Origin of the sequence: Leptospira sp. GIMC2001 (assembly GCF_028462125.1) — a bacterium.
Classification (GTDB): domain Bacteria; phylum Spirochaetota; class Leptospiria; order Leptospirales; family Leptospiraceae.
On record NZ_CP115468.1, the window covers coordinates 2,069,916 to 2,084,097 of the forward strand.

At 36.0% G+C, this 14,182-nt stretch carries 13 protein-coding genes; 10 read left to right on the forward strand and 3 right to left on the reverse strand.

All coding sequences use genetic code 11. The features are described from left to right. Positions 1-551: 551 nt before the first annotated feature. Together O4O04_RS11140 and O4O04_RS11145 are read right to left on the reverse strand one after the other, a co-directional pair. Positions 552-1,445: an ion transporter gene (locus O4O04_RS11140; RefSeq protein WP_272531755.1), complete on the reverse strand. Its 894-nt coding sequence runs from the start codon at positions 1,443-1,445 to the stop codon at positions 552-554. A 168-nt stretch (positions 1,446-1,613) separates the two neighbouring features. Beyond that, positions 1,614-3,389 (reverse strand): O-antigen ligase family protein, encoded by a 1,776-nt coding sequence (locus O4O04_RS11145; RefSeq protein ID WP_272531757.1) that lies wholly within the window; start codon positions 3,387-3,389, stop codon positions 1,614-1,616. 251 nt (positions 3,390-3,640) lie between these two features. Between O4O04_RS11145 and O4O04_RS11150 the strand changes: the two genes are divergently transcribed. The 10 genes from O4O04_RS11150 to O4O04_RS11195 all read left to right on the forward strand — a co-directional run bounded on the left by O4O04_RS11150 (position 3,641) and on the right by O4O04_RS11195 (position 12,402). Further along, positions 3,641-4,465 carry a glycosyltransferase family 2 protein gene (locus O4O04_RS11150; protein ID WP_336297479.1) on the forward strand — a complete coding sequence of 275 codons (825 nt, stop codon included), beginning with the start codon at positions 3,641-3,643 and terminating at the stop codon, positions 4,463-4,465. Then, on the forward strand, positions 4,446-5,231 hold the full coding sequence (locus O4O04_RS11155; protein ID WP_272531758.1) for a hypothetical protein: 786 nt from the start codon (positions 4,446-4,448) through the stop codon (positions 5,229-5,231). The genes O4O04_RS11150 and O4O04_RS11155 overlap by 20 nt, the downstream gene beginning before the upstream one ends. Beyond that, the gene (locus tag O4O04_RS11160) at positions 5,227-5,814 is read left to right on the forward strand and encodes a D-sedoheptulose 7-phosphate isomerase (RefSeq protein WP_272536078.1); all 588 of its coding nucleotides are present in this window, start codon (positions 5,227-5,229) and stop codon (positions 5,812-5,814) included. Before O4O04_RS11155 ends, O4O04_RS11160 begins: the two co-directional genes overlap by 5 nt. Then, the gene (locus O4O04_RS11165; RefSeq protein ID WP_272531759.1) at positions 5,801-6,586 is read left to right on the forward strand and encodes an ATP-binding cassette domain-containing protein; all 786 of its coding nucleotides are present in this window, start codon (positions 5,801-5,803) and stop codon (positions 6,584-6,586) included. Before O4O04_RS11160 ends, O4O04_RS11165 begins: the two co-directional genes overlap by 14 nt. A gap of 24 nt (positions 6,587-6,610) precedes the next feature. After that, positions 6,611-8,080, forward strand: coding sequence for an FHA domain-containing protein (locus O4O04_RS11170; RefSeq protein ID WP_272531760.1), 1,470 nt, complete (start codon positions 6,611-6,613; stop codon positions 8,078-8,080). A gap of 36 nt (positions 8,081-8,116) precedes the next feature. After that, a complete protein-coding gene (locus tag O4O04_RS11175) occupies positions 8,117-8,923 on the forward strand; it encodes a hypothetical protein (RefSeq protein ID WP_272531761.1) in 807 nt (268 codons plus the stop codon). A 65-nt stretch (positions 8,924-8,988) separates the two neighbouring features. Further along, a complete protein-coding gene (gene leuC, locus O4O04_RS11180; protein ID WP_272531762.1) occupies positions 8,989-10,383 on the forward strand; it encodes a 3-isopropylmalate dehydratase large subunit in 1,395 nt (464 codons plus the stop codon). A 1-nt stretch (position 10,384) separates the two neighbouring features. Beyond that, positions 10,385-11,011, forward strand: a complete 627-nt coding sequence (gene leuD, locus O4O04_RS11185) for a 3-isopropylmalate dehydratase small subunit (RefSeq protein WP_272531763.1) — start codon at positions 10,385-10,387, stop codon at positions 11,009-11,011. A 27-nt stretch (positions 11,012-11,038) separates the two neighbouring features. Continuing rightward, complete coding sequence (locus O4O04_RS11190) at positions 11,039-11,419, forward strand: FKBP-type peptidyl-prolyl cis-trans isomerase (RefSeq protein WP_272531764.1); 381 nt, start codon at positions 11,039-11,041, stop codon at positions 11,417-11,419. Positions 11,420-11,421: 2 nt separating this feature from the next. Continuing rightward, entirely contained in the window at positions 11,422-12,402 is a 981-nt protein-coding gene (locus O4O04_RS11195; RefSeq protein ID WP_272531765.1) for a PLP-dependent cysteine synthase family protein, read from the forward strand. Positions 12,403-12,417: 15 nt separating this feature from the next. On the opposite strand, the gene O4O04_RS11200 is transcribed toward O4O04_RS11195, so the two are convergent. Further along, positions 12,418-14,076, reverse strand: coding sequence for a patatin-like phospholipase family protein (locus O4O04_RS11200; RefSeq protein ID WP_272531766.1), 1,659 nt, complete (start codon positions 14,074-14,076; stop codon positions 12,418-12,420). Between the last annotated feature and the right edge of the window lie 106 nt (positions 14,077-14,182).

Sequence of the window (14,182 nt, forward strand, 5' to 3'; positions counted from 1 at the left end):
AAAGTTATATAAATTCAATTTATGTGATTTGTGATATTCTGCATTAATGCGAAATATATTGAAAAAACTGGATAAATCTATCGAAGAGCAAAATGAGTTTTACATTTCTCGCATTTATTACCAGTAGCGATTAGCTTTCAATGTATCGATTATGTATGAGTTTCTTCTATAGCCTGTGGAATTTTTTTCAAAATAGTTCTATATATAATCTAGATTTGAAGAAAATCACCAAGATTTTTTTAAGCCATATAGACTAATACTCAAATTGTATACGAATCTAGCTAAATGATTCCTTAAAAATTAAATTATAAGATTTTAAAAAGACCTACTAAAAAGGTTTATATGTCTAAATTTTTTTGATGAAATTAGAACTTAGAATATAGTTTTATATACAATCACGTTAACGTTATGTGATAAAAGAATTACTATTGTAAATGAATAAAAGGCGGTTTAAACCCATCATGCAGCACCATTTTTTAAAAGATAATTAGATTTGCTACGATTTGTACTTCTAAAATATGGTGCCAAAGAAATTTAAAGAAAGATTTTCTTTATTTTTTCAATTCTGCACTCAACCTTTCAAATAATGTGCTCATTTTTGCTAAGTCTTCCTTCGTTTTTGTTACTTCATGAAGCAACTGAACTTTTGGATCATTGGATTCAGAAGCATTTTGAAAATCCAAATCTTCGTTTTCCTTCTGCGCTTCTGCCATTCCATTCATAATGACACCGATGAATAGATTTAAGATCACCATTGTTCCTGTCAGGACAAAACTTATAAAGAAAAAGGCGCCTAATACAGGTGTAGCGCTAGAATTAGTACAGATGGACTCAATGCCTCCGTAGCCGTAATTCTCGCAACCATACATTTGAATGTACATCAAGTCTGTCCAGTCTTCTAAGGTAACAGCTCGAAACAAAGAGACCATAGATATCGCTAGATTTTTAAAGTGAACTGGATCATTTGCTCCAAACATAAATACAGCAGCAACCCCATAAATATAAAATTGTAGGACAAGCAAAAGGGAAACATAGCCCATGGATGGAATACTTTTTAGAAGTGCTGCAACTAAGATCTGTAATTTTGGAATCGCTCGGACAAGCTTAAGAACCCTGAGAAGTCTCAAAAGTCGGAGAATGGTTACATACTGTCCACCTTCACCCAATGGAAGAAATGTTGCTCCAACAATGATAAAATCAAATACGTTCCATCCATCAAGAAAATACTGCCATGGCTTAGAACCAAATGAAGCCATTTTGATTACAATCTCTATAACGAAAATCGAAATAATGATCTTATCTGCCAAATGTAAAAGTACTGACCAATCTACGGCAAGTTCATGATCGGTCTCCAATCCGACTAATACACCTGCTATTAATATCACAGCCGTTATAAATCCCTGAAACTGAGGAGAGTCAGCAATTTTCTTTGCAATCAATGTCATTTAAGAATTACCTATCCAAATATAAAATTTAGAACAATCCTAATTAAATGCCAACTTTTGTGTCAATGATTAATAAATAATTTATAAATTTATAATTCCTAAATATAATTGTATTATACAATTTAGGTAAATTTTCCGCCCAAAAATTTACATTCTGTCAAAAATTTATCACATGCTTTTCACTTTTTCGCATAGAGGGGACAAATAAAGAATCGGCAATTCTAATTTTTGATTCAGATCGCCATCATCGAAAATAATTTCGAAATCTCGAAACCGTACCTGTCCTGGGAATTCTTCCGATTTTTCCTTCACGACTGATTCAGGAAAGTCAAACCAATTCTCACCTTGCTCTAAAGAGAAATATTTAGTTACTATCGGAGTCTTACTATGGGCTTTGTAAAGCTGATCTTGATCAAAACTATCTCGATCATACAAAGTAATGGTTGCTTTTTTTGGTGAATGAATCTGATTTTTTTCTATAAAAATTCCAATACTCATCGCAATATCTCGGTTTTTTGGAGGATCTCCGAAATAATGACTAAGGCAACCTTCCAAGTAAATGGAACCTGGGTTTTTATTGAGTTGTATGTTTTCTTGATTCTGATAGGTGATTTTTCTTAAATGAATCTGAGCTGGGTCTTCGCTCGATCTATAAGTCCAATATCCAATACTCATCACAAGAAACAGAATTGTAGTTATGAATCCTGCAATAAAATGCCAAGGTCGAAAAATTTGCCGACCACCAATGAAAATTCCAACCAAAGCATAAAAAGGCAATACAACCTCATCATCCAATTGATAACATTGAAAAAAACCAGCTGCAAATAAAACCAATACGCCCCAAGAAAAACTCTGAGTATATGTTTTTATGGATGCATAAAAATATGTCCAAAGTAGAGACCAAAAAAATATCCATATAATGGCAGTTAATATACCTCCAACGATAAAGAAGTGCATAAAATCATGATGCGCATGACCTCTCGGTGTGATAAATAGTTCATACCATAGTTCTTCATGTTCCTTTATCATTTGATTGGATTCTATAGTATGTATTTTGCGAAAATTGGCATTTCCAACTCCGAGAATCCAATTGCTTTTTAATACTTGGATAGAATTTTTCCATATAAAATAACGTTGATTTTCTGTGGTTTTCTGAGTGAGGCTATCTTGTAGAGCTCTCTGAATCAGCCAGTTTTTGCTCCAGGCAAGATTCATCATCACAACTATGCTTGCGAGGAAAACGATTCCTATTAAGATTTGAGCCCATCGCTTTTTCCAGAAATTTATCTGAGTGGGGGGTTCGATCGCTTTTGGTAAATTCTGATTTCCTTCTGAGAGAATATGCAATTTATGTGATTCGTAAAATCTATGATGGAAGAAAGTATAAATTTTGAATACAAAGATGGAAGCAATATAGATTGATAATGTAAATATACAACCAATCCAAATAGACCGACTTTGATTATAAAAAACAACAAAAGTGGAAATGAATAATGCGAGGAAAATGATAATTTTTCTTATTGGACTAAAATCAAAAAATCGATGCAAGCAATAGAAAACAAATCCGAGATAACCCATTCCCAAAATTCCACCATAGGTTAGGTGAGTATTCATAAGACCAATGGGAAGATAGGTGAAGTGTCCGCCGATGACTCCCGCAAAATGTTGAAGTCTCTCTCCTTCAGGATATGCAAAACCCATAGATATCCATTTACCAAGACGATAAGGAGTGAAGATTGATACAATTCCAGTGAATACAATAATGGCAAAACTCAGTCCGATAGCCTTGTGGATAACGGAACGATTTTCTATTTTTTTATAATGGAAGTAAGCAACCGGAATAGAAAAAGTCATCCAAAAATCAGAAACTTCACCACGGAGAAAGCCAAAAACTATGGAAAAATCTCCGATTCCATGAATCAAACTGCCAAAGAATATGCTCACATAAATTCCCAATGCAAGCCAAAAAATTAAAGGAAAAATTGGGTCGCTCTCTTTTTTTCCTGAACTTTTAAAATTTCTAAAATGACTCCAGCAGCTTGGAATAAAAAATAAAAACGATACTATAAAGCTAATCTGTGAAATTGAAACAGAAAGAGGGAAGCTAATAATAAATATGAGGAAGAAGATTAAGGAATAGAAATCAGCCTTTTTTGGTTTCATTTTTATCTATGTTAGGGAAACTGAACCTATCTATGGAACAGTCCGTACCATCCAAACTTTCTGTTGCGATCATAACATACAATGAAGAAAAAAACATTTCTGATTGCATAGAATCGGTTTTAGAAGTAGCAGATGAAATCATAGTTCTCGATTCTCATAGCCAAGACAATACAAAATCAATCGCTGAGTCATATGCGAAAGTAAAATTTTCAGTTCATAGTTTTGATGGGCATGTTGAACAAAAAAACAGAGCAATCACTCTTTGTTCGAATGAATGGATACTGTCGTTGGATGCAGATGAGAGAATAGATGACCAATTGAGAACAGAAATACTTAAATGGAAATCAACACCATCTCCAGTTAATATCAACGGCTATAAAATAGCCAGGCTTACTTGGCATATGGGTAGATTTATTCGCCATTCAGGATGGTATCCTTTGCATCGCTATAGACTTTTCCGAAAAGGTCAATCTACTTGGATCGGAGAGAACCCCCACGATTATTTAGAAGTCTTAGGTCAAGGTCTCAAAATGAAAGGAGACATCATCCATTATAGTTTTACGGATCTATCCGCACAAATTGATACAATCAATAAATTTTCATCAATTGTGTCTTTTACTCGTTTCAAAAAAGGGAAGAAGTTTTCACTGCTAAATACTTTGATCAAACCGTTTATAAAATTCATTGAGATCTACATAGTCAAGCGTGGTTTTTTAGATGGCTTTCCAGGTTTTACAATTGCTATTGCTTCATCATTTTCAACTTTCCTTAAATTTGCAAAAATATATGAATTAGATAGAAAGGGTCTGTTACGTCCGTCCAACTTAAGAGAAAGTTATGGCAAAGAAAAAGAATAAGCGCTCGTTGTTCCAACGAATTTTTTCAGTTTTTGGACGAGATAAACACAAAGCCGAACCAGAAGAAGAAAAATTTATTGAAACCGCAGATACTATGGCAATCGAAATTGAAAAAGCTCGAAAGAAATTTGCGAATTTTTATCTCACAAGAAAACTTAAAAACGGAGAGGAAATTAAGCGAAAAGATTATACTATCAAAAAAACTAATGATAAAATCTATCGATTGGAAGGAAAAGATTATCAAGTCGTTGTAATTACAGGTAATTCTCTCACAACAAAAGATCATAAAACAACTGGAGTTCTTCATGTATCCGAATCTATTCTTAATCGCGCAATCCAAAGAGAACATTCTGATCTAAATTCATTTCTACAACTTTGGGATAAAGAAATTGATTTTACTGATATAGACATGGATTCAAATTTTGAATCTAAAAACATCCGAGACAAAAAAGATTGGTCAAGAATACTTACTTGGGATACAATCTGGAAGCAACAACTAATACTGCATTTACGACATGATACACTAGCACTCTTAATCATCAGCCTAGGGTTAGAATTTGAAAAGTTCTATCTTGCAAATGCTACCATTAAACAAAAAAAGATTGTGCATGATGAAATCTTCTATCTCAATCAAGGAAAAAACTCGGATGATTGGAATCCACATTCAAGGAATAAAACATTGACCGAACCTGATCTTGCGATTGCAGAACTGATTTCGACTATCGAATTTATTGAAAAAAAGATAGATAAGGAAAAAAATTATTAATATGGAAAATATTGTCATAGAACATTTTGAAGATTCGATCTTAACAAAACAAAAACTCATCCAAGAATCTAAACAAGGAATTCTAGATGCTGGACTATTGCTTGCTGAGTGCTTACAGAATGGAAATAGAATTCTGATTTGTGGCAATGGAGGATCTTCCTGTGATGCAGCACATATTGCAGCAGAACTCGTTGTTCGGTATAAATCAGGAAATGATCGTAGAGCTCTTCCTGCTATGGCACTTGGAACTGATCATGCAGTCTTGACTGCTTGCGGCAATGATTATGGTTATGACGAAATCTTTTCTAGGCAAGTAGAAGCCTTTGGTGCAAAGGGAGATTGTCTGGTTGCGATTACAACATCTGGTAATTCAAATAATGTTATCAAAGCTATAGCAAAAGCGCAAGAACTAGGAATGTCTACCGTTGCATTACTTGGAGGCAATGGTGGAAAAATAAAAGGAATCTGTAATCGAGAAATCATTGTTCCTTCAACCGTGACTGCACGAATTCAAGAATCTCATATTCTGATTGGACATATATTTTGTTCTATTATAGAGAAGAAATTATTTGACCTCAACTGAGATTAAACCTGCACCAATTCTAGAAATTCAGGATCTCAGTATCACTGTTCGAACTGGTACAAAAATTTTGGATTCCTTTAGCTGGACTTTTGAACGAGGCAAAATCTATTCTTTGATTGGCGAATCTGGAAGTGGTAAGACTAGTTTTGCTTTTTCTCTATTCGGAATCTTACCTAGACTTTCAAAAATTGATTATTCCAAATTCGACATTGGAGGAACTGATTGGAAGGTCTGGGAACAACGCGATTGGTTGAATCTTAGAGGCAAGAAGATTGCAATGATTCCTCAGAATCCAAATCTTGCTTTTCATCCCTATAGAACATTGGGAGACCAACTTATTGAATTCTTTGCGATTACCAATAATGACTATGCAAAACCTGATCGAATTATCGAAATTCTAGAGAATTTTGGACTTAGGTCCCCAGAACAAGCTTTTGACTCACTTCCATCTCGTCTGTCGGGAGGGGAAAAACAAAGAATCTGCATTGCAATGGTGCATTTTTCAGGTGCAGAGATTATTGTTGCAGACGAACCTACAACCGCTTTAGATCCCATCCAAACCAAAAAAATTATGCAGTTATTGTTAAGGCCAGTTAAAGAAGAAAATAGAACCTTGATATTGATTACTCATAATTTAAAATTAATGAATAAAATCGCCGATGAAGTTATGGTGATCAAAAATGGCAAAATGGTCGAAAAGAATATTAGATCATACGGTGAAATATTCTCGTTTAAATCTGAATATGCGCAGATGCTTATGGAAAATATTTAGTAGTTTGTTAGGTATAGTTTTTACATGCATGTAAGATTGTTCATCATTACGATTTTCTTTTTTCTGAATACATCTGCAGTCATATCCAAACCCACTTTCATTTTTGAAGGTATCGATAAGTCAAAATTTCCCGAAATAGAAATCCGTATTCGTGAGAATATGAAAACAGATTTAGGAATTTCCAATCTTGTGGTTGCAGAAGAAATGGATGGACTCAGAACAATTCCTATAGACTTAGAAATTCATCGAGATGCTGTCTCTGAACCGATCCAATTGGTTGTCAGTATCCAACCAACGGATTCCAAGGCAATCAACCAATGGAGCACCGATTTAGTCCTATCTCTTTCAACCGTCATTGAAAAAAAAGATCGCTTAGCTGTACATATCCAAGAAGATAAAAGATTTCTTTTCCTTGCAAATCAATCAACCGACTCATTGCAATCGGGTTTTATATTGCCTTCTGTTGAGACGTATTCCAAAACTCTGGAATCGATTTCATTTCTGCTAGATAAACTCAGCGTCTCGGAACGCAAACCTCCGTTTTTGTTGATAGTATTGCATTCAAGAAAAATTCCAGATCGAGACAACCTAATTGAACTTTCCAAAAAATCCAGAAGAATGGGAATACCAATTCATATTCTTGGATTCGATTCCTCAGAAACAAGAAAACTCACAGAATATACGGATGCGAATTTTTATTCCTTAGAAGATAAGAACTCCACCAAAAAACTATTCGAAGATATTCAACATTACAAAAAACCACCGTATCGAATCAAATACAGCTCTAGAAAAAAAATTCAGCTCTTTGATGAGAAAACAATCCAAGTCGATATTGGAATCTTGAATGTACAAAATTTAAGTACATCCTACCGAATCAATATAGTGACTCGTCTCGAAGACGCTCTTCGTGATCCTTCCATTTTTCTTCCAACTTCCATATTCTTTCTGTTAATCTGCATAACAGCCCTTTTCTTATTACCTAGAATTAGAGCATCGAGAAAGAATCGATCTTCAGAAATAGATTCACATAAAAAGACATCTGGCAATGGTCGAGATGAAGAATCTGTTTATGAACATATGTATGGTAAAAAAGAAGGTTCAGGGCAGACTTCGAGAAGTTTCGATGATGAATATTATGAATCTAGCATGGAAGAAGCATCTCACAATTCTTTAGCTATTCAGCTGAATGGCGAAGCCTATGAGCGAGCAATTTTGATTCAAAAGGAAGGTCCAAGTCCGGGCCGACAATTTAATATCAATCAATCGGAAACGATAATAGGTCGAAGCGAAACCTCAGATTTTGTGATATGGGACAATTCAGTGAGCCCACAACATGCAAAGATTCGAAGTATCGAAAAGCATTTCATTCTCTATGATTTGCTTTCTTCGCAGGGTATTTTTCTAAATGGAAAAAAATTGCTGAGACCAAAAGTCCTATTTGATTTCGATGAAATTAGAATAGGAAAGACTCTTTTGATATTTCGTGGCAAATAAAGTTGACAATATTAAATAAGCATTATATATTTAGTTATGATCGCAAAATCAATCGCAATTATTTATGTCACAATTTTCATTCTATTAGTATGTATATTTTCTTGTGGCGGTAATTCTGATGATTCGGACGACAACTCTGTTTTTGCTTTGTTACCTCAAGAATCTGGCGATGATGGACTCTGTACTGTAACAGGACTTAACTCACAATTCAAAGCAGGATTTACTCGGGCATCGACAGAGACTCAGAATGTTGCCTTGGCTAGAATAAATACAACTCGTTATGGCGTAATTCTTGTTAAGAATGCAAATATTGGTACGGTGCTAGAGATTACTGCGTCTATTGATCCAGATATTTATACTTCATCTACTTGTCCTCTCAATGTTCAGACAGATACAGCCGCGACAGCAAATACAGAATATACCCAAACTAATACTTCTGGAACAACAATTACTTTTATAAAATCTGGTAGCTATTTGGTTTATTTTTATTTATTGAACCAATCAGACGATTCCGCTTCGTTTACAGCAGTCTTATCAGGAACTCCAGTATCTACGGATGGAGCTTCAACTGGTGCAACAGACGATCTAACTTTCAACAAATCCTGTACTTCTTCTGGAGCCTGCTCAGAGATTTATGGAACTGAGACAGATTGCCTATCGGGTGAAACTGACGATACGGAAAAATGCTCAACAGACGATGTATTAGGAACCTGTAAACAACCCAAGACTGATGGATATAGATTATCTTTGTTCTACAATTCTTTTGTTGGCGGATCAACAATTGCAACAGCGGTCTGCTCTGGGCTTAGTGGCACTTATGTTTCTGGTTATTCTGCACCCTAATCTCCAAATCTAAGTTTACGATTTACGTCAATTTTCCGAACATGGCACAAGGAGCCATTTCACTTATGAAAACGATGTTTGAGAAAATCTGGGAAGATCACCTTGTCAAAGAGGATGGTGGGACGAGTCTTATTTATATAGATAGACATCTTATTCATGAAGTGACTAGTCCACAAGCCTTTGAGTCTTTGAGATTTACCAAACGCAAAGTGCGAAGGCCAGAAGCGACGATCGCAACTATGGATCACAATGTTTCAACTAGAACCAGAGATTATGATTCAGCTGATCCAATCTCAGCGATCCAGATGAGAACCCTTCAGAAAAATTGCGAAGAAAACGGAATTAAATTATACGACCTAAAACATCCTGATCAAGGCATCATCCATGTCATCGCTCCAGAGTTAGGAATAACGCAGCCTGGCATGACATTGGTCTGTGGTGATTCCCATACATCGACTCATGGAGCTTTTGGAGCCTTAGCATTTGGAATTGGAACATCCGAGGTGGAACATGTTTTGGCAACACAGACACTGGTTCAAAAGCAAGCAAAAACCATGGAGATTCGCATAGAAGGAAAGATCTCTGATAAAGTTACATCAAAAGATATAGTGCTCGCAATCATTGGAAAAATTGGAACTGACGGGGCGACCGGATATGTGATCGAATATACAGGAGACGGAATCCACTCATTATCTATGGAAGCAAGAATGACCATTTGCAATATGTCCATAGAAGCTGGCGCAAGAGCAGGACTTATTAGCCCAGACGAAATTACTTTTGAATATTTAAAAGGCAAAGATTTCTCTCCCAAAGGAGAAGAATGGGATAAAGCTGTAGAAAAATGGAAACATTATGTTACAGATCCAGGTGCAAAATTTGACAAAACAGTTATCCTTAAAGCAGAAGATATTGCGCCGATGGTAACATGGGGGACTTCTCCAGGTCAAGTGATTCCTGTAACCGAATCTGTTCCTGTAACGAGTTCAGAAAAAGATCCAACCCAGAAGAAGAGTTTAGAAAATTCTTTGAGCTATATGGGATTAGGTGGTGGAGAGAAAATTACTGATATTACAATCAATAAGGTTTTTATTGGATCCTGTACCAATTCAAGAATTGAAGATCTCAGACTGGCAGCATCAACTATCAAAGGGAAAAAAGTATCATCCAAAGTGGAAGCGATCGTTGTTCCCGGTTCAGGTCGAGTGAAAAGGGAAGCTGAGGCTGAAGGCTTAGATAAGATATTCATTGAAGCAGGATTTCAATGGAGAAATCCAGGCTGTTCCATGTGCCTTGCTATGAACGATGACTTTCTAAATCCAGGAGATCGTTGTGCTTCAACAAGCAATCGTAATTTTGAAGGTAGGCAAGGTAAGGGTGGACGTACGCATTTAGTGAGTCCATCCATGGCAGCAGCTGCTGCGGTCGAAGGGAAATTTGTTGATATCAGGAGCTGGAAATAATATGAATCCATTTACAAAACACGAAGGGCTGCCGGCAATTTTGGATCGCGCGAATGTTGATACCGATGCTATCATTCCGAAACAGTTTTTAAGGAAAATTGAAAGAACAGGGTTTGGAAAACATTTATTTCATGACTGGAGATTTCTAGATGATGCTGGTGAAAAGATCAATCCAGATTTTATCCTCAATCAATCCAGATATTTGGGTGCTTCCATATTGGTTGCTCGTGATAATTTTGGCTGTGGATCTTCACGAGAGCACGCTCCTTGGGCACTTGAAGATTTTGGATTCAAAGCTATGATCGCTCCTAGTTTTGCGGATATTTTTTACAATAATTGTTTCAAAAACGGAATGCTACCTGTAGTGCTTCAAACTTCCGAAGTAGATGAGATTTTTCAGTTCGTTGCAGGAAATGAAGGCAAAAAGATTACAGTAGATCTAGTAAATCAAGTTGTTGAAATTCCAAATGGTAAATCTTATAAATTCGAGGTAGATCCCGTTCGCAAAGAGAGTTTACTCAATGGTTGGGACGACATTGGATTAACAATGCGTTTTGAAGAAGATATAACTAAATTTGAAAATAAACAAAAAGCTACAATGCCCTGGCTCTACAGATCAGCAGTCTAAAAACAAAACAATAAGGATGAGACAATTATGAGAAATTTCAATAAAATTTTGGTTACACTAGTATTTGCCAGCGCAGTATTGTATGCTGCCGACCTTGGAATCAAGGATGTTAAAGTAGGCAAAGGCAAAGAAGCACTTCGAGGAACTCAAGTAACCGTGCACTATGTAGGTACACTGACCAATGGTCAGAAGTTTGACAGCTCAAGAGATAGAAATCGTCCTTTTACTTTTATCTTAGGCGAGAACCAAGTGATCCAAGGCTGGGAGAAAGGGATTTTAAAAATGCGAGAAGGCGGGGTTCGTAAGCTTACAATTCCTCCTCAAATGGGATATGGCGAAAGAGCTGTTGGCTCAATCCCGGCTAATTCAACCCTTTTGTTTGATGTAGAGTTATTAAAAGTAAACTAGAAATGATCGACCAGATTTCCAAATCAATCGATGAATTAGGTAACGGAATCATCAATGCCCTGAATGATATTCAAGGCATGTTTGGAAAGGAATTGAGTGTCGCAAACCCTGTAAAAAATAGTATCCTGGATTTGGTTGGAAATACTCCCATCATTCGATTGAACCAAATCGGGAGCCATATTCCTGGAATCAATTTTTATCTAAAAGCGGAATTCCAGAATCCAACTGGAAGCCTGCGAGATCGAAGCGCAATTGCGATGATCAGAGACGCAGAGAAACGCAATAAATTAAAAAAAAATGGTACCATTCTCACATCCGGAACCGGCTCTTCTTCCTTATCATTTTCCTGGGCAGGGAGAACTATGGGATACAAGATTAAATGTCTTGTATCAGAAGGCACGGATCAAGAGAAAATCCAGAAGCTAAGTCATTATGGAGCGGATGTAGAAGTTGTATCTGGGGACCCAAAAGACAGTATTCTTAAATATTCAGGAAATAGTAATTTCTGGTATCCGGATGAAAACTCTAATATGGCGAATCCTAATCATCATTTTGCGAGAACTGGTCCAGAAATCTATCGAGACCTTGGAGGAAAAGTTGACATCTTCGTAACAGGTGGTGGAACAGGAGCATCCGTTACAGGCATTGGAAGATTCTTTCGATCCATCAGACCAAAAACAAATACTCAAGTTGTATTGTCTGGATTTAAAAATAGCAATTTTGATTTATATTTTTCTACAACTAACAAAGAGAAAGTTCCCATTCCAGAAATTTTTGATCCATCCGTAGTCGCAGAGTTTATAGCTGTAACCAAAGAGGAAGCTTTACATTATCAATCTGATTTATTGATCAAAGAAGGTATTCCTGTTGGAATCACAACAGGAATGATACTATGTGCTGCTATCAGATACGCAGAGAAACTGGATGTAACTAGTATTCCAGAGCCAAGGAATTTAGTTATACTTTGTCCTGATCGAGAATAAAGGTTTTGGTTTAACTTAAGAAAATAATGCCTTAATATCCTGGATAGATTCTCTTGCTTTGATCTCTCCAAATTCCATAAATTCTCGACCGCGATAGAATTCAAACCAAGACGAATTCTCAAGAATCGGATTTAAATAAACGTCAGCTTCTTGAGCAGAGTATTTTCCAATACGATACTGTAATGAATATAAACTGTTCACAATAATATCGATGATAGATGGATTTTTATCATTAGATTTGACTTCAATTTTAGATGATGGCATTGAATTGACAGCTACAATGCGATTGATTCCCTCTTTGGTTAGCGAAGAAACAGGTAATGGATTTACAATTCCACCATCGACGAGAACTCTTCCATCAGCCAAATGAATTGGCGAAAACACGCCTGGTATGGCTACGCTTGCCATTATGGCATCCACTAAGTTACCTGAGGATAGCTCAACCTCTGTCCTCGTAATAATATCGCAGGCAATTAACTTGAGTGGAATTTTGAGATCAGAAAATTGTAAACCTGATAAATGTTTTTCCAATAATGAACGAATATTTCTTCCTGAGAATAATCCCTTGTGAAAGGAAAAATCTATAAATCGAAAAAATTTAAAAACCGAATCGAATTCCGCGATCACTTCCAATAAAACATCCCAAGATATGCCAGCAGCCCAATATGCTCCAATCACTGCTCCGATACTCGTTCCGGAAATCATATCAAATTCTAATCCTTCTTCTTGACAGACTTTTAAAATTCCAATCTGCGAAAGTCCAAGAGCTGCTCCTCCACCCAATGCAATACCGACTCTACGACCTGTCACTTTTCTAGAAATCGATTTTATTGTTTCGGGTTGTATAGATTCAATTGCATTGATTTCTATAGCTGGATATTCATCTATCAATTTCTGGATATCTGATTTTAATAGAACCTCTTTTTTATAATACAATATATCAGTCATAGACAGAAGCAGACGCCTAACTTCTGGAAGACTATCAGATACATCTAGGAATAAAAAATCAAAGTTTGCCATATAGCGTTCGAGAATTTCTCGAATTTTAGGTTTAGAAATTATTTGATAAACTTTCTCATAAGGATGATTGCTTTCTTTTTTGCCTTTTTGAAATTTCAATAGAACGGGTTTTTTCCCGGAAAGGATTTCGGTTTGCTCTAGTATTTGATCCAAAAAATCATCGGGATTAGTTTGGTCACCCCAGTATGCAAAAATTGTATTTCGAATATCGTCTTTTTCGCCAAGGATCTCTTTTCGCAAAATCAAGGATAGAATTCTTGCAAATGCCATACCAAGATTCGGAATATCCTGCAAGACCTTTCGAAAATCTTTTGCGTTCATCCGAAGAAGGCGTGTGTCTTCTAGGCATTTCGCCGTGCTAGAATGAGGCTGATTGGTTAGAAGAGAAATGAGTCCAAAGTAATCTCCTTTTCGAAGGATTTCCAAAATCTCAAAAGATTTATCTTTTTTAGATTTGTAAACCTCTACCATACCAGTAGCGATTGCGTAAAAATAAGGATTTCCTTTTCCTTCTTCGAAAACGAAATCACCTTTTTTTAAATCAAGAATTTGGATTTTCTCGGCAACAGATTCTATCTCTTCAGGCTGTAAGTTCCTAAAAATCGGAATCCCTTCTACTAAGTAAAATTTCCCAAGCGAGTCTTGCTTTTTCATCAATAGGAATAGATTTCCAAATCAATCTTTCCAATCCAGAAATAAATTTCTTGAGCGTCAGATTTTTTTCTAAAAAATACTATATTTATGTTGACTAATTATATAT